Annotated in this window: 18 protein-coding genes; 13 read left to right on the top strand and 5 right to left on the bottom strand. The window is 67.4% G+C overall.

Annotated features, from left to right (window positions below; translation table 11 throughout):
* Window positions 1-2: 2 nt before the first annotated feature.
* The 3 genes from OHZ10_RS31490 to OHZ10_RS31480 are packed head-to-tail and all read left to right on the top strand — an operon-like array spanning window position 3 to window position 2,720.
* The gene (locus OHZ10_RS31490; protein ID WP_059239306.1) at window positions 3-491 is read left to right on the top strand and encodes a thioesterase family protein; all 489 of its coding nucleotides are present in this window, start codon (window positions 3-5) and stop codon (window positions 489-491) included.
* 50 nt (window positions 492-541) lie between these two features.
* Window positions 542-1,498: an alpha/beta hydrolase gene (locus OHZ10_RS31485; protein WP_340624647.1), complete on the top strand. Its 957-nt coding sequence runs from the start codon at window positions 542-544 to the stop codon at window positions 1,496-1,498.
* Window positions 1,499-1,520: 22 nt separating this feature from the next.
* Window positions 1,521-2,720: a TauD/TfdA family dioxygenase gene (locus OHZ10_RS31480; RefSeq protein WP_174992505.1), complete on the top strand. Its 1,200-nt coding sequence runs from the start codon at window positions 1,521-1,523 to the stop codon at window positions 2,718-2,720.
* Between the two features lie 192 nt (window positions 2,721-2,912).
* On the opposite strand, the gene OHZ10_RS31475 is transcribed toward OHZ10_RS31480, so the two are convergent.
* The 3 genes from OHZ10_RS31475 to OHZ10_RS31465 all read right to left on the bottom strand — a co-directional run bounded on the left by OHZ10_RS31475 (window position 2,913) and on the right by OHZ10_RS31465 (window position 4,871).
* A complete protein-coding gene (locus OHZ10_RS31475) occupies window positions 2,913-3,212 on the bottom strand; it encodes a DUF4148 domain-containing protein (RefSeq protein WP_059239310.1) in 300 nt (99 codons plus the stop codon).
* 215 nt (window positions 3,213-3,427) lie between these two features.
* A complete protein-coding gene (locus OHZ10_RS31470; protein ID WP_342705315.1) occupies window positions 3,428-4,414 on the bottom strand; it encodes an oxidoreductase in 987 nt (328 codons plus the stop codon).
* A 166-nt stretch (window positions 4,415-4,580) separates the two neighbouring features.
* Window positions 4,581-4,871 (bottom strand): DUF3331 domain-containing protein, encoded by a 291-nt coding sequence (locus tag OHZ10_RS31465; protein ID WP_006484717.1) that lies wholly within the window; start codon window positions 4,869-4,871, stop codon window positions 4,581-4,583.
* A gap of 665 nt (window positions 4,872-5,536) precedes the next feature.
* On the opposite strand from OHZ10_RS31465, the gene OHZ10_RS31460 reads away from it, so the two are divergent.
* From OHZ10_RS31460 to OHZ10_RS31415, 10 genes are all read left to right on the top strand, one after another.
* Entirely contained in the window at window positions 5,537-6,301 is a 765-nt protein-coding gene (locus tag OHZ10_RS31460; protein ID WP_059239314.1) for an SDR family oxidoreductase, read from the top strand.
* Between the two features lie 43 nt (window positions 6,302-6,344).
* A complete protein-coding gene (locus OHZ10_RS31455) occupies window positions 6,345-7,187 on the top strand; it encodes an ureidoglycolate lyase (protein ID WP_174992503.1) in 843 nt (280 codons plus the stop codon).
* 23 nt (window positions 7,188-7,210) lie between these two features.
* Complete coding sequence (locus OHZ10_RS31450; RefSeq protein ID WP_342705314.1) at window positions 7,211-8,488, top strand: L-fuconate dehydratase; 1,278 nt, start codon at window positions 7,211-7,213, stop codon at window positions 8,486-8,488.
* Window positions 8,489-8,531: 43 nt separating this feature from the next.
* Complete coding sequence (locus tag OHZ10_RS31445) at window positions 8,532-9,308, top strand: SDR family oxidoreductase (RefSeq protein ID WP_059239320.1); 777 nt, start codon at window positions 8,532-8,534, stop codon at window positions 9,306-9,308.
* 12 nt (window positions 9,309-9,320) lie between these two features.
* On the top strand, window positions 9,321-10,859 hold the full coding sequence (locus OHZ10_RS31440) for a sugar ABC transporter ATP-binding protein (protein ID WP_059239322.1): 1,539 nt from the start codon (window positions 9,321-9,323) through the stop codon (window positions 10,857-10,859).
* 27 nt (window positions 10,860-10,886) lie between these two features.
* Window positions 10,887-11,924 carry an ABC transporter permease gene (locus OHZ10_RS31435; protein ID WP_059239323.1) on the top strand — a complete coding sequence of 346 codons (1,038 nt, stop codon included), beginning with the start codon at window positions 10,887-10,889 and terminating at the stop codon, window positions 11,922-11,924.
* A gap of 77 nt (window positions 11,925-12,001) precedes the next feature.
* Window positions 12,002-12,943, top strand: a complete 942-nt coding sequence (locus tag OHZ10_RS31430) for an ABC transporter substrate-binding protein (protein ID WP_059239325.1) — start codon at window positions 12,002-12,004, stop codon at window positions 12,941-12,943.
* Between the two features lie 67 nt (window positions 12,944-13,010).
* Window positions 13,011-13,901 carry an amidohydrolase family protein gene (locus OHZ10_RS31425; RefSeq protein ID WP_059239328.1) on the top strand — a complete coding sequence of 297 codons (891 nt, stop codon included), beginning with the start codon at window positions 13,011-13,013 and terminating at the stop codon, window positions 13,899-13,901.
* A gap of 68 nt (window positions 13,902-13,969) precedes the next feature.
* The gene (locus OHZ10_RS31420) at window positions 13,970-14,737 is read left to right on the top strand and encodes a FadR/GntR family transcriptional regulator (RefSeq protein ID WP_059239330.1); all 768 of its coding nucleotides are present in this window, start codon (window positions 13,970-13,972) and stop codon (window positions 14,735-14,737) included.
* A 179-nt stretch (window positions 14,738-14,916) separates the two neighbouring features.
* Window positions 14,917-16,062, top strand: coding sequence for an alpha-hydroxy acid oxidase (locus tag OHZ10_RS31415; protein WP_059239332.1), 1,146 nt, complete (start codon window positions 14,917-14,919; stop codon window positions 16,060-16,062).
* A gap of 49 nt (window positions 16,063-16,111) precedes the next feature.
* Here the strand turns inward: OHZ10_RS31415 and OHZ10_RS31410 are convergent, their stop codons facing one another.
* Entirely contained in the window at window positions 16,112-17,353 is a 1,242-nt protein-coding gene (locus OHZ10_RS31410; RefSeq protein ID WP_059239335.1) for an NAD(P)/FAD-dependent oxidoreductase, read from the bottom strand.
* A 106-nt stretch (window positions 17,354-17,459) separates the two neighbouring features.
* Complete coding sequence (locus OHZ10_RS31405; protein ID WP_340624655.1) at window positions 17,460-18,185, bottom strand: Asp/Glu/hydantoin racemase; 726 nt, start codon at window positions 18,183-18,185, stop codon at window positions 17,460-17,462.
* Between the last annotated feature and the right edge of the window lie 13 nt (window positions 18,186-18,198).

Raw genomic sequence — 18,198 nt, 5'->3', positions numbered from 1 at the left:
CGATGACGGGCGATACCCCGCTGACGATTTACCGCGACGTGGTGCGGCCCGAATGGGTCGACTACAACGGCCACTTGCGCGATGCGTTCTACCTGCTGATCTTCAGCTTCGCGACCGATGCATTGCTGGATCGCATCGGGCTCGACGACACCGCGCGTCGCGAGCGGGGGCGCTCGGTCTATACGCTCGAAGCGCACGTGAACTACCTGCACGAGATCAAGGAAGGCACGCAGGTGCGTGTCGATGCGCGCGTGCTCGCGCACGATGCGAAGCGGCTGCACCTGTATCTCGAACTGTTTGCGCAAGGGCATGACGACGCGGTATCGGCGAGCGAGCAGATGCTGCTGCACGTCGATACGCGTGACGGCGCGAAGTCGGCGCCGTTCGACGACGACGTGGCCGCCCGCGTGGCCGAACTGCATGCGTTGCAGCGCGATTGCGCGGCGCCTGCGTATGCAGGCCGCGTGATCGGGTTGCCGCCGCGCCGCTAACCGCGATCTTCGCTCTTCAATCCTCAATCTTCGCCCGCGGGGTGCGCACGATGCTCGAACCGGAAATCGCGGCGTTCGTCGCAGCCGTTGACGCATGGTATCCGGCCGATGCGGCGGCGCGCTCGGCCGACGAGCAGCGTCGCCTCTACGACCGCTTCGCGGCCGAATGGACGCCGGCCGCGCTGCCGGCCGGCATCGCGCAGCAGGACGCCGTGTGGCACGCGCCGGACGGGCGCGCGATTGCACTGCGGCGCTACACGTCCGTGCACCGCACATCGCGCGGCACGGTGCTGTTTTTTCATGGCGGCGGCTTCGTCGTCGGCTCGCTCGACAGTCACGCGCTGATGACCGCGCAACTGGCAGCCGATACCGGGCTCGACGTGATCGCGGTCGACTACCGGCTTGCGCCAGAACACCGCGCGCCGGCCGCGCTCGAAGATTGCCTCGAAGTCACGCGCGCCGCGCGCGATGCACGCTGGCCGTTCGGTCCATGCGCGCATCCGTTGACGCTCGCGGGCGACAGTGCGGGCGGGATGCTCGCGGCGGCCGTGGCCACCGCGCTGCGCGACGCAGGCGAACGCAACGTTGACGGCATCGCGCTCGTGTATCCGATGCTCGGCTTCGAACCGCAATCGCCGGCACGCGAAACGGAAGCGCACGCGCCGATGCTGACGCTCGACGACGTGCATCGCTATCGCGAACTGTATTGGGACGGTGACTTGTCCGACGTGCTGCAGGGCGGCAACCCGCTGTTGCGCGCGTCGGTGCCGCTTGAGGCGGCGCATTTCGACGGCCTGCCGCCGGTGCTCGCGATCGGCGCGGAACACGATCCGCTGCGCGACGACGCGCGCGTGTACGTCGAACGAATTCGCGCGGCCGGCGGGGTCGCGCATGGCTGGACAGGAGCAGGACTGGTGCACGGCTGCTGGCGCGCGCTCGGGACGAGCCCGCAGGCCGCACGCATGCACCGGAGGGTCGGCGGGTTTTTGCTCGCACCACACGCGTAGCGGGCGTTTCCGGGAGGCAACGATGCAGACAGCGGCGCAACACCGTATCGAGGACTGGCGGACGTTTTCGGCCGACGCGGCCATCGCGGCGGCGACGATCGGCGATGGGGCGGTGGACGTCGAGTGGAGCGATACGCGACGATCGCCGTTCCATTTCGACTGGTTGCGCGACAACTGCGCGTGTGCCGCGTGCGTGCATGCGGTCACGCGCGAACAGGTGTTCGAGATTGCCGATGCGCGCGCCGATTTGTCGGCGCTCACCGTGCATGTCGAAACCGACGGCGCGCTGCATGTGGAATGGAACGACGGGCATCGCAGCGCGTGGTCGCCGGGCTGGCTGCGTGCGCATGCGTACGACGATGCGTCGCGCGCGGAGCGTCTGGCCGCGCATGGGCGGCACGTATGGGCCGGTGACGATGCGACGGCGATCGGCGTGTTCGCGTGGCGCGACGTGATGGAGGACGACGGTGCGCTGCTCGCGTGGCTCGCCGCGTTGCAGCGCACGGGGCTGACGCTCGTCGAAGGCGTGCCGGCCGAGCGCGGCCGCGTCGACGAAATCGCGCGCCGCATCGGCCTGATCCGCGAAAGCAATTTCGGTGTGCTGTTCGACGTCGAATCGAAGCCGCGTCCGGACAGCAATGCGTATACGTCGCTGAACCTGCCGCCGCATACGGATTTGCCGACGCGCGAATTGCAGCCGGGCGTGCAGTTCCTGCATTGCCTCGCCAACGAAGCGACGGGCGGCGACAGCATCTTCCTCGACGGCTTCGCGCTCGCCGATGCGCTGCGGCGCGAGCATCCGGCCGATTTCGAGCACCTGGCATCGACGCCGTTCGAGTTCTGGAACAAGAGTGCGAACAGCGACTACCGCTGTTCGGCGCCGGTGATCGGGCTCGATGCGCGCGGCAACGTCACGGAAGTGCGAGTCGCGAACTTCCTGCGCGGGCCGCTCGATGCGCCGGCCGGCTCGGTCGCGGCCGTCTATCGCGCGTACCGGCGGTTCCTCGCGCTCGCGCGCGAGCCGCGCTTGCGCGTACACCGCCGGCTGCGGGCGGGCGACATGTGGGCGTTCGACAACCGGCGTGTGCTGCATGCGCGCACCGAGTTCGATCCGTCGACGGGCCGGCGTCACCTGCAGGGCTGTTACGTCGATCGCGACGAGCTGCTGTCGCGCTGGCGTGTGCTGTCGCGATCGGTGCCTGCCGTCGCTGCGGTGCGCTGATCGGCGCACACGGCGTCTTCACGCATACCCGCCGGGAAAAAGCACCCGGACGCAAAGCGTCCGGGCGAAGCCACCCGCTGCCGGGCGGCGGAGGTATGCGTTTCATAAAACAAGACGAGCCCCGCGAAGGGGCTCGTCCGGACTGCGGTACTTCATCGCGCGGCGCGCGGCGCCCGCCGAGGGCGCATCGGCTTACTGGCCGAAGAAGATCGAGTCACGCGCGTTCGACGACGTGGCTGCCGGGGCGCCCGAGTGGACGAGCGGAGCCGGCTGTGCGCCGTAGCCGCTGGTGTCGGCACCATGAACACGCGCTTCGGCGCTCTGGATGTCGTTCGGGTAGTACGGGCTCGACACGCCCGGCTTGTAGCCGGCTTGTTCGAGCTGGACCAGTTCGCCGCGCACTTGTGCGCGGGTCACGGTGCTTTGAGCGAATGCGCCGAACGAAGCGGACAGGGCGACAGCAGCAACGACTGCGGAAACGAGCGATTTCATGGTGACCTCCGGGTGTTTTATTGAGTTCGCTCTCGACACCGTGTCTTAAGCGATTGATCAAATCTTAGTCACCGGGAGCTTCAGGGTAAACGCTGATTTTGACGATAGATTGTTTCCTGGGCGGTAACAGTTGTGCGTCGCACCAGTCTTTCAACGGGCTTTCTTTTCGGATCGCGTAATAAGTATGAAGAATGTTGACGCCGGCGATCCGCCGTTCAACGCGCTTCGGCCGCCGTATCGAACGGCCGGCCCGGCGCGCGTCCGGCGGGCGCCCCCGAACTGAGGAAGCGCACGCCCGTCGCGGCTTCCGACGCTTCCCACAGCAGCGCCGCCGAGGCCACGTCGCGCGCCGAACGCGGCACGCTCGCGGGCGCCGGCAGCCCGCGCGACTCGAACCAGCCGGACGGCCCGATGTATGCGCCACCCGCGAGATCCGGCGATGTCGCCGCGTGAATCGCGGGCAGCGCGCCCTGGTCGGCCGGCTGGGCGAGATAACGGTTCGCCGCCCGCATCAGCGCGGCGCGCGCGGGGGAGCTATCCATCGCGGGGCCTGCGAACTGCAGGTTGGTCGCCGCATAGCCGGGGTGTGCGGCCACGCTGATCCCCGCGAACGCCGCACGCTCGAAGCGGCGCTGCAGCTCGATCGCGAACACGAGGTTCGCGAGCTTGCTGTCGCAATAGGCGAGATAACGGTTGTAGCGTCGCCCGGCGCGCAGGTCGTCGACGCGAATCCGGCCGCCGCGGTTGAAGCCGCTCGACATCGTCACGACGCGCGCCCGCCGCGCGGCGCGCAACGCCGGCAGCAACTGGCCGGTCAGCGCGAAATGGCCGAGGTGGTTGGTGCCGAACTGCATTTCGAAGCCGTCGTGCGTATGCCGTAGCGGCAGGAACATCACGCCGGCGTTGTTGCAGAGGATGTCGACGCGGCCGTGGCGTTCGGAGAGGTCGCCCGCGAAGCGGGCGATCGACGCGAGATCCGCGAGGTCGAGCGGATCGACTTCGACGCGTGCGTCGGGATGAAGCTGGCGGATCGCATCGGCCGCATGGGTGGCGCGCGCCGCGTCGCGGCAGCCCATCACGACCGTCGCGCCTTTCGCGGCCAGCGTTTCCGCGAGCTGCCAGCCGAGACCGCTGTTGGCGCCGGTCACGACCGCGACCTTGCCGCCCTGCGCCGGGACGTGGCGCGCACTCCATGCATGCATGTCTGTCTCCATCGGCACGGCCGATCGGCCGCGGCACGTAATCGTTACATTGAGTGGTGTAACGATAGTGCGGGCGGACGTGACAGACAAGCGGGGGAATTAGACCGGCGCTTCTAGGGCGGGCGCAGGGCGTGGCGCGGCGAGCCCGGACGCGGGCCGGCAGGTTTTACCTGCTTCCGGCCAGTGCGAGTACCTCGGCGGCGGAGATCATCGCGGCCGCATTCGCGGGGGCCGGGCGTTCGGCCGGGCGGAATACTTCGTCGCCGCGATGGATGACCTGGCGCGACAGCGCGCAGGTGCCGGTGCGTTGCGCGAAGCGGCGGCGCCAGCGCTGTTCACCGTAGTGACAGCGGCCGGGCTCGACCCAGCGGACGACGAGCAGCGTATCGGAACGTTCGAGAATTTCGACGTGGACGTCGGCGGGATCGAGCGCAGGCAGGGATTTGGAGGCCTTCATTTTGCCGTTTCCTAAAGCTCGTGCGGTTTCGGCCCTGGCAGTGGATGTCACTACCCGATGGCGAATCCGTAGCGGTTTCCATGAGTGGTGCGCTAAATGTAAGCGTCTGTGACCGGAAAAAACATCCTGTCTGGCTCAAATTACCTTTTGCCGATTTAGAAACAATCCACGCTTATTTTCTTGGAAACCACGGACAAAAACGCCCCGGACGAGAAGTCCGGGGCGGAAAATCGGCCCGCGCACCGTGTCTGCTCGCCCAGTCACGGAGTCCATCGCCGGGGGACGGAGGTGCCCGCAGGGATCGAAAGCGGGCGGGGAGGCGATGGTTGAAAAGCGCGGTCCGGCGATGCCATGATGGCGCGCCCATCCCGTTGAGACCCTGACGTGAACATGACTTTTTTGTCAGGTTGGCGGGGCCGCCGCACCGAACAAGTACGACAAACTGGCTGAGAGGCACGCCAGTATTGGGTTTGTACGAATCCCGGATGGGACTTTCAGGATCTGTCCTGCACCAGATTTTTCCCACCCGCCGGATTTCCCCGCTCGGGTAAATACTGAATCGCGATTTCGTGACAAACGCGCGATCTCTTCCTATGATTGGTTGGACCTTTAGTCCTTTGTGCCAATCGGCCAACTGGTGGCCGGCTTTTTCGGGAGACGTGCTCATGAGATTGCAGGGCAAACGCGCGCTGGTGACGGCGGCCGGGCAGGGCATCGGCCGCGCGACCGCGCTGCGGTTCGCGAGCGAGGGCGCCGACGTGCTGGCGACCGACATCAACGAAGCCGCGCTCGTGCGGCTCGAGGCCGACGCCGAACGCGCGGGCGGCCGGCTGACCACGCGGCGGCTCGACGTCACCGATGCGAACGACATCGCGGCGCTCGCCGCGGGCGAACGCGCATTCGACGTGCTGTTCAACTGCGCGGGCTACGTGCACCACGGCTCGATCCTCGATTGCGACGACGACGCATGGGCGTTCTCGCTGAACCTGAACGTCACGTCGATGTACCGGCTGATCCGCGCGCTGCTGCCCGCGATGCTCGAAGCCGGCGGTGCGTCGATCGTCAACATGGCGTCGGCCGCATCGAGCGTGAAGGGCGTGCCGAACCGCTTCGTCTACGGCACGACCAAGGCGGCCGTGATCGGCCTGACCAAGGCCGTGGCCGCCGATTTCGTCGAGCGCGGCATCCGCTGCAACGCGATCTGCCCGGGCACGATCGAGTCGCCGTCGCTGGAGCAGCGGATCGCGGACCAGGCGCGCACGCGCCACCTGTCGGCCGACGAGGTGCGCCAGGCGTTCGTCGCGCGCCAGCCGATCGGCCGCATCGGCAGCGCGGACGAAGTGGCCGCGCTCGCGCTGTACCTGGCGTCCGACGAAGCGTCGTTCACGACCGGCGCGATCCATCTGATCGACGGCGGCTGGTCGAACTGACCGCGCCTTCCCATTCACTTTCCGTTTCCGTTCCGACGACGCTATGAAACTGCTCAGATTTGGCGACAAACACCATGAAAAACCGGGCCTGCTCGATGCGCAGGGCCACCTTCGCGACCTGTCCGGCGTGATCGACGACATCGCCGGCGACGCACTGACTCCCGCGTCGCTCGCGCGTCTGCGCGACATTCCGCCGTCGTCGCTGCCGCTCGTCGACGGCACGCCGCGGCTCGGCGCGTGCGTCGGCCGCGTCGGCAAGTTCATCTGCATCGGGCTCAACTATTCGGATCACGCAGCCGAATCGGGCATGGAGGTGCCGAAGGAGCCCGTCGTGTTCGGCAAATGGACGAGCGCGATCTCGGGCCCGAACGACGACGTCGAGATTCCGCGCGGCTCGGAGAAGACCGACTGGGAAGTCGAGCTCGGCGTGGTGATCGGCCAGGGCGGCCGCTATATCGCGGAAGCCGACGCGCTGTCGCACGTCGCCGGCTATTGCGTCGTGAACGACGTGTCGGAGCGCGAATTCCAGCTCGAACGCGGCGGTACCTGGGACAAGGGCAAGGGCAACGACACATTCGGCCCGCTCGGCCCGTGGCTCGTGACGGCCGACGAAGTGCCCGATCCGCACGCGCTGCGGCTGTGGCTCGACGTCGACGGCCACCGCTACCAGAACGGCACGACCGCGACGATGGTGTTCCGCGTGCCGCACCTGATCAGCTACCTGAGCCGCTTCATGAGCCTGCAGCCGGGCGACGTGATCTCGACCGGCACGCCGCCGGGCGTCGGCCTCGGGCAGAAGCCGCCCGTCTATCTGCGCGCCGGACAGGTGATCACGCTCGGCATCGACGGGCTCGGCGAGCAACGCCAGCGCACCGTGCAAGCCTGATTTCCTTTAACGGACGGTTCGTCATGCCTATCATTCGATCGATGCGCGTCCTCGACGTGCGCTTCCCGACCTCGCGCCAGCTGGACGGCTCCGACGCGATGAATCCGGACCCCGATTATTCGGCGGCCTACGTCGTGCTCGAAACCGACCAGGACGCGCTCGAGGGTCACGGGCTCACGTTCACCATCGGGCGCGGCAACGAAATCTGCTGTGCGGCGATCGACGCGATGCGTCACCTCGTCGTCGGCCTCGACCTCGACTGGATCCGCGAGGACATGGGCCGCTTCTGGCGGCACGTGACGTCGGACAGCCAGTTGCGCTGGATCGGCCCCGACAAGGGCGCGATCCACCTGGCGACCGGCGCCGTCGTCAACGCGGTGTGGGATTTGTGGGCGAAGGCCGTCGGCAAGCCGCTGTGGCGGCTCGTCGCCGACATGAGCCCCGAGGAGCTGGTCCGCGCGATCGACTTCCGCTACCTGACCGACTGCCTGACGCCGGACGAAGCGCTCGAGCTGCTGCGCCGGCAGGCGCCCGGCAAGGCTGCGCGGATCGCGGCGCTCGAGCGCGACGGCTACCCGTGCTACACGACGTCGGCCGGCTGGCTCGGCTACAGCGACGACAAGCTGCGCCGGCTGTGCCGCGAGGCGGTGGACGCCGGTTTCGACTACGTGAAGCTGAAGGTCGGCGCGAACCTCGAGGACGACATCCGCCGCGTGACGATCGCGCGCGAAGTGATCGGCCCCGATCGCAAGCTGATGATCGACGCGAACCAGGTGTGGGAAGTCGACGAAGCGATCGACTGGGTGCGCGAGCTCGCGTTCGCGCGGCCGTGGTTCATCGAGGAGCCGACGAGCCCCGACGACGTCGAAGGGCATCGCAAGATCCGCAAGGCGATCGCGCCCGTGCAGGTCGCGACCGGCGAGATGTGCCAGAACCGCGTGCTGTTCAAGCAGTTCATCGCCCGCGGCGCGATCGACGTCGTGCAGATCGACGCGTGCCGGCTCGGCGGCGTGAACGAGATTCTCGTGGTGATGCTGATGGCCGCGAAGTACGGGTTGCCGGTATGCCCGCATGCGGGCGGCGTCGGGCTGTGCGAGTACGTGCAGCACCTGTCGATGATCGATTACGTGTGCATTTCGGGTACGAAGGAAGGGCGCGTGACCGAATACGTCGATCACCTGCACGAGCATTTCGTCGAACCGTGCGTCGTGCGCGGCGCGGCGTACATGCCGCCGACGGCGCCCGGCTTCTCGATCGAGATGAAGCCCGAATCGCTGGAGCAGTACCGGTTCCGCGGCTGATGCGCGTTGAGCGTGCCGACAACATGAACGACGGAGACGCGAAGTGGATTTGAATCTGCAAGACAAGGTCGTGATCGTGACCGGCGGCGCGTCGGGCATCGGCGCCGCGATCTCGATGCGGCTGGCCGGCGAAGGCGCGATACCGGTGGTGTTCGCGCGCCACGCGCCCGACGGCGCGTTCTGGCGCGAACTCGCGCACAAGCAGCCGCGCGCCGCGTGCATGTCCGTCGAATTGCAGGACGACGCGCAGTGCCGCGACGCGGTTGCGCAGACCCTCGCGCGTTTCGGTCGCATCGACGGCCTCGTCAACAACGCGGGCATCAACGACAGCATCGGGCTCGATGCCGGGCGCGACGCGTTCGTCGCGTCGCTCGAGCGCAATCTGATCCACTACTACGTGATGGCGCATTACTGCGTGCCGCACCTGAAGGCGGCGCGCGGCGCGATCGTCAACATCTCGTCGAAGACGGCCGTGACCGGGCAGGGCAATACGAGCGGCTATTGCGCGTCGAAAGGCGCGCAACTCGCGCTGACGCGTGAATGGGCCGTCGCATTGCGCGACGACGGCGTACGCGTGAACGCGGTGATTCCGGCCGAGGTGATGACGCCGCTGTACCGGAACTGGTTGGCGGGCTTCGACGATCCCGACGCGAAGCTCGCCGGTATCGCGGGCAAGGTGCCGCTCGGCCAACGCTTCACGACCGCCGACGAGATTGCCGATACGACCGTGTTCCTGCTGTCGGACCGGGCATCGCACACGACGGGCCAGTGGTTGTTCGTCGACGGCGGCTATACGCATCTCGACCGTGCGATCAGTTGAGGGCAGCGATCCATGCAACCTGACCTCAACCCCGACACCACGCCGCCGCTGATCGCGCTGACCGGCATCGGCAAGCGTTTTCCGGGTGTGCAGGCGCTCGACGACTGCCGCTTCGACCTGCGCGCCGGCGAAGTGCATGCGCTGATGGGCGAGAACGGCGCCGGCAAGTCGACGCTGATGAAGATCCTGGCGGGCGTGTACCAGCGCGACGACGGCGAGATCCGGATGGACGGCCGCGCGGTGGAGATCGCCGATCCGCGCGCCGCGCAGGCGCTCGGGATCGGCATCATCCATCAGGAGCTGAACCTGATGAACCACCTGAGCGTCGCGCAGAACATCTTCATCGGCCGCGAGCCGCGCGGCCGCTTCGGCGTGTTCGTCGACGAAGACAAGCTGAACCGCGATGCGGCCGTGATTTTCCAGCGGATGCGGCTCGATCTCGATCCGCGCACGCCGGTCGGCCGGCTGACGGTCGCGAAGCAGCAGATGGTCGAGATCGCGAAGGCGCTGTCGTTCGACTCGCGCGTGCTGATCATGGACGAGCCGACCGCCGCGCTGAACAACGCGGAGATCGCCGAGCTGTTCCGCATCATCCGCGATCTGCGCGCGAACGGTGTCGGCATCATCTACATCTCGCACAAGATGGACGAGCTGCGCCAGATCGCCGATCGCGTGACCGTGATGCGCGACGGCAAGTATGTCGCGACGGTGCCGATGGCGGACACGTCGATGGATACGATCATCGCGATGATGGTCGGCCGCCAGCTTGAAACGGAATCCCGCACGCCGCCCGATACGTCGTCGAACGACGTCGCGCTCGAAGTGCGCGGGCTGTCACGCGGCCGTGCGATCCGCGACGTCGGCTTCACGCTGCGGCGCGGCGAGATCCTCGGCTTCGCGGGGTTGATGGGCGCGGGCCGCACCGAGGTCGCGCGCGCGGTGTTCGGCGCGGACCCGGTCGATGCCGGCGAGATCCGCGTGCACGGGAAGACCGTGACGATCCGCACGCCGGCCGATGCCGTGAAGCACGGGATCGGCTACCTGTCCGAGGATCGCAAGCACTTCGGGCTCGCGGTCGGGATGGACGTGCAGAACAACATCGCGCTGTCGAGCATGCGCCGTTTCGTGCGGCGCGGCGTGTTTCTCGATGCGCGCGAGATGCGCGACACCGCGCAGTCATACGTGCGGCAGCTCGCGATCCGCACGCCGTCGGTCACGCAGCCGGCGCGACTCCTGTCGGGCGGCAACCAGCAGAAGATCGTGATCGCGAAATGGCTGCTGCGCGACTGCGACATCCTGTTCTTCGACGAGCCGACGCGCGGCATCGACGTCGGCGCGAAAAGCGAGATCTACAAGCTGCTCGACGCGCTGGCCGCCGACGGCAAGGCGATCGTGATGATCTCGTCGGAGTTGCCCGAGGTGCTGCGCATGAGCCACCGGATTCTCGTGATGTGCGAAGGCCGCGTGACCGGCGAATTGCGCGCGGCCGACGCCACGCAGGAAAAGATCATGCAGCTCGCGACGCAGCGCGAGTCGACCGTATTGTCCTGATGTCCCGATTCAGACGCCTACCCGATCATGTCCAACGATACGCATCCCGTCCCGCCCCTGGCTTCCGGCGACACGCCGGCCGCCGCATCGAGCCTGAAGTCGCGCTTCTTCAACCCGGCCGCGCGGCAGAAGCTGCTCGCATTCGCGAGCCTCGTGTTGCTGATCGTGTTCTTCAGCTTCGCGTCGCCGAACTTCCTCGAAGTCGACAACCTCGTGTCGATCCTGCAGGCCACCGCCGTGAACGGCGTGCTGGCCGTTGCGTGTACGTACGTGATCATCACGTCGGGCATCGACCTGTCGGTCGGCACGCTGATGACGTTCTGCGCGGTGATGGCCGGCGTCGTGCTGACGAAGTGGGGGATGCCGCTGCCGCTCGGGATCCTGGCCGCGCTGCTGTTCGGTGCGCTGTCCGGCTGCGTGTCGGGCTTCGTGATCGCGAAGATGAAGGTGCCGCCGTTCATCGCGACGCTCGGCATGATGATGCTGCTCAAGGGGCTGTCGCTCGTGATCTCGGGCACGCGGCCGATCTACTTCAACGATACGCCGGGCTTCACGTCGATCGCGCAGGATTCGCTGATCGGCAACCTGATCCCCGCGCTGCCGATTCCGAACGCGGTGCTGATCCTGTTCCTCGTCGCGATCGGTGCGTCGATCGTGCTGAACCGGACGATCTTCGGCCGCTACACGTTCGCGCTCGGCAGCAACGAGGAAGCGCTGCGGCTGTCCGGCGTGAACGTCGACGCGTGGAAGATCGCCGTCTACACGTTCAGCGGCGCGGTGTGCGGGATTGCCGGCCTGCTGATCGCGTCGCGGCTGAACTCCGCGCAGCCCGCGCTCGGGCAGGGCTACGAGCTCGATGCGATCGCGGCCGTCGTGATCGGCGGCACGTCGCTGTCGGGCGGCGCGGGCAGCATCGTCGGCACCATCATCGGCGCGTTCATCATGAGCGTGCTGACCAACGGCCTGCGCATCATGTCGGTCGCGCAGGAGTGGCAGACGGTCGTGACGGGCGTGATCATCATCCTCGCCGTGTACGTCGACATCCTGCGCCGGCGCCGCCGCTGACGCCCGCCTGCACGCAGGCATCCGCTTCACCGCCGGCCCGGCCGGCATCCAGAAGAGACCAACCAAGGAGACGCGAAGTGATCAGGAGCAAGGTGTTGAATGCGATCGTCGGGCTGACGTTCGCCGTCGGCGTCACGGCCGGCGCGCAGGCGCAGGAAGCCTATATCCCGCTGATCTCGAAAGGCTTCCAGCATCAGTTCTGGCAGGCCGTGAAATCGGGCGCGATGCAGGCCGCGAAGGACTACAAGGTGAAGGTGACGTTCGAGGGGCCGGAAACCGAGGCGATGGTCGACAAGCAGATCGACATGCTGTCGGCCGCGATCGCGAAGAAGCCGGCCGCGCTCGGCTTCGCGGCGCTCGACAGCAAGGCCGCGCTGCCGCTCCTGAAGAAGGCGCAGGCCGAGAAGATCCCGGTGATCGCGTTCGACTCGGGGGTCGACAGCGACATCCCGGTGACGACGGCCGCGACCAACAACAAGGCGGCTGCGGCGCTCGCCGCCGACAAGCTTGCCGCGCTGATCGGCGACGAAGGCGAGGTGGCCGTGGTCGCGCACGACCAGACGAGCCGCACCGGCATCGACCGCCGCGACGGCTTCCTCGAACGGATGAAGTCGGCGCACCCGAAGGTGCAGGTCGTGACCGTGCAGTACGGCGAAGGCGACCAGCTGAAGTCGACCGAGGTGACGAAGTCGATCCTGCAGGCGTATCCGAAGCTCAAGGGGCTGTTCGGCACCAACGAAGGCTCGGCGATCGGCGTGGTCAACGGCGTGCGCGAGATGAAGCGCAAGGTCGTGATCGTCGGCTACGATTCCGGCAAGCAGCAGAAGGATGCGATCCGCAGCGGGCTGATGGCCGGCGCGATCACGCAGAACCCGATCGGGATCGGCTACAAGACCGTCGAGGCGGCCGTGAAGGCGACCAAGGGCGAGAAGCTGCCGAAGGTCATCGATACCGGTTTCTACTGGTACGACAAGACCAATATCGACGATCCGAAGATCGCGGCGGTGTTGTACGACTGAGCATTGCGGATGAGCGGCGGCGATGGCGCGTGCCGCCGCTGCCGAGGCAATTGAACACGAGGGCACCATGGGCGCAGTGCGTATCGATTCCCATCAGCACTTCTGGCGTTATCGCGCGGCCGACTATCCGTGGATCGGCCCGGGAATGGGCGTGCTCGCGCGCGATTACCTGCCCGATGCGCTGCGGCCGCTGATGCATGCGCAGGCGCTCGGTGCATCGATCGTGGTGCAGGCGCGCGCCGGGCGCGACGAGACGGCGTTCCTGCTCGATCTCGCGCGCGACGACGCACGTATCGCGGCGGTGGTCGGCTGGGAGGATCTCGGCGCGCCGGCGCTTGCCGACCGTGTCGCCGAGTGGGGCAGCCCGAAGCTGCGCGGCTTTCGTCATCAGGTGCAGGACGAAGCCGACGTGGCCGCGTTCGTCGCGGATCCCGGGTTCAATCGGGGCATCGCATGGCTGCAGGCGAACGGCTACGTGTACGACGTGCTCGTGCTCGAACGCCAGTTGCCGGACGTGCGCGCGTTCTGCGCGACGCACGACGCGCACTGGCTCGTGCTCGATCATGCCGGGAAGCCGGCACTTTCGGCATTCGAGCACGACGACACGGCGCTCGCGCGCTGGCGGGCGTCGCTGCGCGAACTGGGCGCGTTGCCGCATGTCGCATGCAAGCTGTCGGGGCTCGTGACCGAAGCCGACTGGCAGCGCGGCCTGCGCGCGCGGGACATCCGGCACATCGAACAGTGTCTCGACGCGGCGCTCGACGCGTTCGGGCCGCAACGGCTGATGTTCGGGTCGGACTGGCCCGTGTGCCTGCTGGCGGCGTCGTATGACGAAGTGACGTCGCTGGTCGAACGCTGGGCCGAGTCGCGGCTGTCGGCGGCCGAGCGCAGCGCGTTGTGGGGCGGCACGGCCGCGCGTTGCTATGCGATACCGGGCGATGTGAAGCGCGGCATATAAAATAGGCGCGAACGGTCTGTTCGATTCGTCAGACCGTCCGGAACGAAACCGATCACCAGCGTCAACGTATGTCCATCCAGCCGATTCAGAACCGCCGTCTCTACCAGCAGATCGCCGACAAGCTCAGTGCGATGATCGAGTCCGGCGATTTTCCGCCGGGCAGCTATCTGCCGCCCGAGCGCGAACTGGCCGAACAGTTCGGCGTGTCGCGTACCTCGGTGCGCGAGGCGCTGATCGCGCTCGAAGTGAGCGGGCTCGTCAGCGTGCGCGTCGGCGACGGCGTGAAGGTGCGCCATCCCGAAGCAGTCGCTGCGCCCGAGCCTGCGCCCGAACCCGATGCGAAAGTCGCCCCGTTCTCGATCGTCGAGATCGACCCGGAACTCGGCATCGCGCTCGACCTCGATACCGAAATCCCGCCGTTCGCGCTGTTGCAGGCGCGCCGGCTGATCGAGCCGGAAGCCGCGTCGCTCGCCGCAAGGCACGGCTCGGACGCGCAGATCGAAGGGATTCACGAAGCGTTCCTGCGCAACCAGGAAGACAACCGCAGCGGCTCGCTCACGCATCCGGGCGACCGGCTGTTCCATATCCGCATCGCGGAAGCGAGCGACAACGCCGCGTATGCGCTGATGATCAAGCAGCTGCTCGCGCACAAGTACGACCTGATGTTCCAGCGGCTGCAGTCGCTGTACATGCCGAACGACATGCCGCACCGGTCGGAGCTTGAACACCGCGCGATCCTCGACGCGATCCGTGCGCGCGACCCGGACGCCGCGCGCCGCGCGATGGCCGAGCATCTCGACGAAGTGATCCGGATTTTCGGCCGCGCGCTCGACTGAGCGGGCGAGTCGATCCCGCGCAGGTTCGGAAACGGTCGGCGCGATGCGGGCCGCGGGTGCCGGTGCGGCTGTCGCGCCGGGTGAGGAGATCGGTCATCGGGACAGGATGAACGCTGCGACGCGAGCGATGCACGCCGGCCGACCGGCATGCCGCTCGTTTGCCGAATGGAGTATGACCCATGCGTGTGAACGATTGCCACAATTTCCACGACTTCCGTGAGCTGGCCAGACGGCGGTTGCCGGGGCCGATCTTCAATTACATCGACGGCGCGGCAGACGACGAAGTCACGTATCGACGCAATACGAGCGCGTTCGAAAGCTGCGACCTGGTGCCGAACGTGTTGCGTGGCGTGCGCGACGTCGACCTGTCGGTGACGGTCATGGGGCAAAAGCTCGGCATGCCGGTTTATTGCTCGCCGACGGCGCTGCAACGCCTGTTTCACCACGACGGCGAGCGCGCCGTCGCAGCCGCGGCCGCAAAATTCGACACGATGTTCGGCGTGTCGTCGCTCGGCACCGTGAGCCTTGAGGAAGCCCGCGCGATCAGCCAGGGCCCGCAGGTGTACCAGTTCTACTTTCACAAGGATCGCGGCCTCAACCGCGAGATGATGAACCGCTCCAGGCAGGCCGGCGTGAACGTGATGATGCTGACGGTGGACAGCATCACCGGCGGCAATCGCGAGCGGGACAAGCGAACCGGCTTCTCGATTCCGTTCAGGTTGAATCTCGCGGGGCTGACCCAGTTCGCGTTGAAGCCGGCCTGGGCGCTCAACTATCTCACCCACGAGCGGTTCCGTTTGCCGCAACTCGACCAGCATGTCGACATGGGGGGCGGCGCGATGTCGATCAGCCGCTACTTCACGGAAATGCTGGATCCGTCGATGACATGGGACGATGTCGCCGCCATGGTGCGGGAATGGAACGGGCAGTTTTGCCTGAAAGGCGTCATTTCGGTCGAGGACGCCCGCAGGGCGGCGGACATCGGCTGTACCGGCATCGTGTTGTCGAACCACGGCGGCCGCCAACTGGACGGCTCGCGCGCCGCGTTCGATCAGCTGGCCGAGGTGGTCGACGCGGTGGGCGACCGGATCGACGTGATGATGGACGGCGGCGTGCAGCGGGGTTCGCACGTGTTGAAGGCGCTGGCGCTGGGCGCGAAGGCAGTCGGGCTGGGGCGCTATTACCTGTTCCCGCTCGCCGCGGCCGGTCAGCCCGGCGTCGAGCGCGCGTTGCAGCTGATGCGCGCGGAAATCGAACGGGACATGCGGCTGATGGGGTGCTCGTCCGTTGCGCAGTTGGGGCGAAATCAGCTCCGCTTTCGCTGACGGCGGGCCCGGCGCCGGTCGTGACGGCGTGCCGGCGGGTATCGCGCGTTCAGAAGCGGTCCGCGCGATACGGCGCCGGATCGGTGAACGGCGCTTCGCCGGTCATCATCTCGGCCAGCAGGCGGCCGGTGACGGGGCCGAGCGTGAGCCCGTGGTGGTTGTGCCCGAACGCGAACCACAGCCCGCGATGGGCGGGCGCGGGGCCGATCACCGGGCGCATGTCCGGCGTGCACGGCCGGAAGCCGAGCCACGGATGCGGGTCGAGCCGCTCGCCGAAGCCGAACACGGGGCGGGCAACGCGTTCCGCGCGCTCGAGCTGCACGCCGGTCGGCGGCACGCGGCGCCGCGCGATCTCGACACCCGTCGTCAATCGCAGCCCGCGCCGCATCGGCGCGATCACGTAGCCGTATTCGCGATCGACGATCGGCGCCGACGGCACGCCGCGCGCGGACGGCGCGTAGTGCATGTGATAGCCGCGCTTCTCGCGCAGCGGGATCTTGTAGCCGAACTTGCCGAACACCGTGTCGGACCACGGGCCGAGCGCGACGACGACGGCCGGTGCGGCGGCCGCGCCATCCTGTGTGTGAACCTGCCAGCCGGGCGACAGCGCGTCGAGGCTAGCGGCGTCGCCGGTGAGCAGCGTGCCGCCGCCTTGTACGAACAGTTGCGCATACGCTTTGACCAGCGCGGAAGGATCGACGACGCTTTTCGGATCGAGCCAGTGCAGCGCGCCGCAGAAGCCGGGCGCGAGGCTCGGTTCGTGCGCGAGCAGCGCGGCCGCGTCGAGCGGCGTGATGCCGAGCCCGTGGCGGCGCGCGGTGAGGCCGGCTTCGGCCACGCCGCGTTCGAATGCGGCCGGCGTGCGGAACGCTTCCAGCCAGCCGTTCGCGCGGATCAGTTCGCCGGCGCCGGCCCGCGCGATCAGCGCGTCGTGTTCGACGATGCAGCGTTCGATCAGCGGCAGCATGTCGCGCGAAGCGGCCGCATGACGCAGCGGCGCCGATTCCCACCAGAACCGCGCGAGCCACGGCGCAAACGCGGGCAGCGACGCGCTGTGCCAGTAAAGATCGGTCGAGCGGTTCAGCGCATAGCGCATCAGCGTGAACGGGCTGCGCGGGAACGGATACGGTTCGACCGACGAGCGCTCGATCAGGCCTGCATTGCCGAAGCTCGTGCCTTCGCCGGGCGCACCGCGATCGACGAGGGCGACCTTGCGCCCGCGATCCTGCAGGTGCAGCGCGGCCGAGACGCCGACAATGCCGGCGCCGAGAACGATGACGTCGAAATCCATCGATGGTGAATGACGGTTGGCGGGGCACCGGTATCGCGTTCGCCGTGCCGCCGCGTGTTGGAGAGCGTTCGAAGCTCAAGCATACTCGCGGCGGCGGCGACGCGCATCAACTCATCTGGAACAGCTTCCCCCACCGCGCCAACCCGCGCGTATCGACCTCCGCGATCCTCAGCGCCTTCCACACCACTGTCGACACCGTGTCGTACGCCGCGATCCCCGTCGCCTGCTCGAACGGACCGGCCAGATGCGCGGCATGCAGGTTCGTGCAGAACGTGACGACCGCATCCGGTCGGGCCTGCGCCGTGTTGCGCATCAATGCCGCGAGCTGCGTATCGGGCACTTCCGCGAAGCTGTAGTTGTCGCGCAGCCCCAGATGCTGTTCGGCTACGCACTCGATGCCGAGTTGCGCGTATTGACGCACGATCCGTTGCTGCACGTCGTCGAGATAGGGCGTGACGAGGCCGAGCCGTCGCACGCCGGTGCGTTCGAGCAGTTCGTTCAGCGCGAGCACCGATGTCGTCGCCGGAATCCCGGTTGCTTTCTCGATACTGCGGCACAGCGCGGCGTCCCGCTCGAAACCGAGCCAGCCGGCCGACGTGCCGCTCCAGCCGATCACGTCGACACGCGCATCGGCAAGCTGTCGCGCCGCGACGAGGATGCGCGCCGCGTCGAACTGGTCGAGCGCGGCCGCATCGAGTGCGATCTCGGTCACCGTGAAGCGCGCGAAATGCACGCTGACGTTCGGCAGGCCGGCGACGATCTCGGTCGTCAGCGGTTCGAGCGCGGTGTTCGACGACGGCGTCAGGATGCCGATGCGGATGCGTGGATTCATCGCGTCGCCTCCC

The organism is Burkholderia arboris (assembly GCF_038723655.1).
GTDB lineage: Bacteria > Pseudomonadota > Gammaproteobacteria > Burkholderiales > Burkholderiaceae > Burkholderia > Burkholderia arboris.
This window is presented reverse-complemented; position numbering and strand designations above follow the sequence as displayed.

Bases quoted from the DNA above. Each gene is read 5' to 3' on its own strand.
- OHZ10_RS31490 (WP_059239306.1), top strand. From the start codon at position 3: ATGACGGGCGATACCCCGCTGACGATTTACCGCGACGTGGTGCGGCCC.
- OHZ10_RS31485 (WP_340624647.1), top strand. From the start codon at position 542: ATGCTCGAACCGGAAATCGCGGCGTTCGTCGCAGCCGTTGACGCATGG.
- OHZ10_RS31480 (WP_174992505.1), top strand. From the start codon at position 1,521: ATGCAGACAGCGGCGCAACACCGTATCGAGGACTGGCGGACGTTTTCG.
- OHZ10_RS31475 (WP_059239310.1), bottom strand. From the start codon at position 3,212: ATGAAATCGCTCGTTTCCGCAGTCGTTGCTGCTGTCGCCCTGTCCGCT.
- OHZ10_RS31470 (WP_342705315.1), bottom strand. From the start codon at position 4,414: ATGCATGCATGGAGTGCGCGCCACGTCCCGGCGCAGGGCGGCAAGGTC.
- OHZ10_RS31465 (WP_006484717.1), bottom strand. From the start codon at position 4,871: ATGAAGGCCTCCAAATCCCTGCCTGCGCTCGATCCCGCCGACGTCCAC.
- OHZ10_RS31460 (WP_059239314.1), top strand. From the start codon at position 5,537: ATGAGATTGCAGGGCAAACGCGCGCTGGTGACGGCGGCCGGGCAGGGC.
- OHZ10_RS31455 (WP_174992503.1), top strand. From the start codon at position 6,345: ATGAAACTGCTCAGATTTGGCGACAAACACCATGAAAAACCGGGCCTG.
- OHZ10_RS31450 (WP_342705314.1), top strand. From the start codon at position 7,211: ATGCCTATCATTCGATCGATGCGCGTCCTCGACGTGCGCTTCCCGACC.
- OHZ10_RS31440 (WP_059239322.1), top strand. From the start codon at position 9,321: ATGCAACCTGACCTCAACCCCGACACCACGCCGCCGCTGATCGCGCTG.
- OHZ10_RS31435 (WP_059239323.1), top strand. From the start codon at position 10,887: ATGTCCAACGATACGCATCCCGTCCCGCCCCTGGCTTCCGGCGACACG.
- OHZ10_RS31425 (WP_059239328.1), top strand. From the start codon at position 13,011: ATGGGCGCAGTGCGTATCGATTCCCATCAGCACTTCTGGCGTTATCGC.
- OHZ10_RS31420 (WP_059239330.1), top strand. From the start codon at position 13,970: ATGTCCATCCAGCCGATTCAGAACCGCCGTCTCTACCAGCAGATCGCC.
- OHZ10_RS31415 (WP_059239332.1), top strand. From the start codon at position 14,917: ATGCGTGTGAACGATTGCCACAATTTCCACGACTTCCGTGAGCTGGCC.
- OHZ10_RS31410 (WP_059239335.1), bottom strand. From the start codon at position 17,353: ATGGATTTCGACGTCATCGTTCTCGGCGCCGGCATTGTCGGCGTCTCG.
- OHZ10_RS31405 (WP_340624655.1), bottom strand. From the start codon at position 18,185: ATGAATCCACGCATCCGCATCGGCATCCTGACGCCGTCGTCGAACACC.